We start from the raw sequence: 1,848 nt of genomic DNA, 5'->3' as shown, positions 1-1,848 counted from the left end.
TCGTTCGCGTGAGCTTGGCGTTATTGCCGGGGCTTGGTAGTGTCGGTTGAGGCTGGTGACTTCGGTACAGTTTTCAGGTCGCCGCAGCAGTATCGGGCTTTGTTTTAGGTTGTTGCCAGCATCAAGTGGTTGAGCTGTTGCGGGTAACGCAGTCAGAAAATCAGGTGCTGCTGTCCGGGCTGGTGCATCTAGCATTCAGTGGTTCAGCCAGTTGGGTGGCAGTGGTTATTTTAGGTGGTGTTGGCAATAACAAAGTGCAGCAGTTCGCCGCCTGCGGCGGCCGGATGTCCTTTCCGCTTGCGCTCCAAGGCCACCGCTGTCCACGGCGTTATGTACTATGGAGATAATATGGAAGTAGTTGCTATTGAAAATCATATCTCAGAATATCCAAATCCATTTTATTTGAAACGAGGCGATAGAGTGGCTCTTGGTGAAATGGATGATGAATTTCCCAATTGGATTTTTATAACCAGTGAGTTAGGTGCTCAAGGTTGGGCTCCAGTTCAGTATATAGAAAAGGTTGAAAGTGACTCCGTAGGCATCATGCTCGAAGACTATGATAATGTTGAGCTGAATACGACCATTGGTGAAAAACTGTCAGTGTTTTTTGAGCTCAATTCTTGGTATCGAGTTTCGAGGTCAACGGGTGAAATAGGTTGGGTACCAGTGCGCTCGGTACAACGTACATAACAAACAATTCAAGCAGACCCTCAACGCGTGGCATTTTTGTTTTGCGTTGAGTTTGGTGGTTACGGTGTTGTGCGGAAAGTTGGTAGTTGCGTTTCGGGCTACTTAATTGGGCGTTATGTAATTTCGAGGGGTCGAGATGAAAGCGGTAGTGAAAGTTGTTAACCCCGGGAGGGGAATGTATGCAGCTGAGATTGATGGCTCAGGCGAATATGTGATTTTTGAGCTCTTAGACTCCAGTGAGCCGGAAATCGGCGATGTCGTTTCTCACCCAGATTTTTACAGCATGGGAGGTGAGACATTTAAGAATTTGACTCAACAATGCGAGATTGATGTTTACGTGCAGAATGTCTGCGGGGCTAGCTTAGTGCGGCAGCAATGTATGTTGTAGGCCAAACGCCGAAGGAGGCAGAGTATGGCGAGTAGTTATAAAGGTTTGTACGTTCAGCGCTTTAGCGATGGGACTATTCACAGTGTCCAAGTGGTTGATCCAGGTGGCAACTCGATTCCTCTTGATCCACAGACATACATCGATCGTGAAGTGCAGCCGCCGATTGACCAGTTGCCCGATCTAGAGAACTACCAGAAATCCAAGTAATTCATAACAATCGCAGGCACGGCGACGGCTTTTTCGTTGCGGCTCCGCCTCCACTACAAAGCCGCGCGTGCTGCGGGCGTTATTGCACTGGCTTGGGTGCGTCGGTTGAGGCGGGTTGTTTCGGTATAGCAGGCAGGCCGCCGCAGCAGATCGGGGCGCTGTTTTAGAAGGGTTTCGTCAGGTCTGGGCTTTGAATAGTGTGCCGCGCCTTCGTTGTTGGGCTGCTCTCATTGGTTGAAAAATGACGATTCAGTTTTCAAGCGCGGCAAGTGGCGGCGTTGTTCGAGTTGCTTCGTTGCTCTACTTGGCAGGTTCTCCAGACCGCCCAATCTGCTCGTTTTTTCAGGTTTGAGTTTGGCGCATTCTGTTGGTCTCACTTAGAGATAGTGTGCCAAAATCGGGCTGCTGGGCTTTAACCTTGGTTTTTCATTTGCTGCAAGCTCACAGCTTCTAGCTTTCTTTTTGTTGTTTCTTGCAATAACAAGGCGCTGCACGCGACACGAACGCTAGTCCGTTTTTGTGTTTTCGCTGCGCTCAATTTTACACAAAACCGGCCGTCGCTT

General features: G+C 49.2%; 3 protein-coding genes. All 3 read left to right on the top strand.

Going from position 1 to position 1,848, the window contains the following annotated elements:
- The first annotated feature begins 348 nt into the window (after positions 1-348).
- The 3 genes from V6U78_RS12650 (at position 349) to V6U78_RS12640 (ending at position 1,285) form a co-directional block, all read left to right on the top strand.
- Positions 349-690, top strand: a complete 342-nt coding sequence (locus V6U78_RS12650; protein ID WP_405341554.1) for an SH3 domain-containing protein — start codon at positions 349-351, stop codon at positions 688-690.
- A gap of 136 nt (positions 691-826) precedes the next feature.
- Positions 827-1,078: a hypothetical protein gene (locus tag V6U78_RS12645; RefSeq protein WP_405341551.1), complete on the top strand. Its 252-nt coding sequence runs from the start codon at positions 827-829 to the stop codon at positions 1,076-1,078.
- A gap of 24 nt (positions 1,079-1,102) precedes the next feature.
- Positions 1,103-1,285, top strand: coding sequence for a hypothetical protein (locus V6U78_RS12640; RefSeq protein WP_405341548.1), 183 nt, complete (start codon positions 1,103-1,105; stop codon positions 1,283-1,285).
- The last annotated feature ends 563 nt before the right edge of the window (positions 1,286-1,848 follow it).

Source organism: Marinospirillum alkalitolerans, assembly GCF_045055655.1.
Classification (GTDB): Bacteria; Pseudomonadota; Gammaproteobacteria; order Pseudomonadales; family Halomonadaceae; genus Marinospirillum; species Marinospirillum alkalitolerans.
This window is presented reverse-complemented; position numbering and strand designations above follow the sequence as displayed.

Excerpts from the sequence above, each read along its gene's own strand:
- V6U78_RS12640 (WP_405341548.1), top strand. The coding sequence starts at position 1,103 with ATGGCGAGTAGTTATAAAGGTTTGTACGTTCAGCGCTTTAGCGATGGG.
- V6U78_RS12650 (WP_405341554.1), top strand. The coding sequence starts at position 349 with ATGGAAGTAGTTGCTATTGAAAATCATATCTCAGAATATCCAAATCCA.
- V6U78_RS12645 (WP_405341551.1), top strand. The coding sequence starts at position 827 with ATGAAAGCGGTAGTGAAAGTTGTTAACCCCGGGAGGGGAATGTATGCA.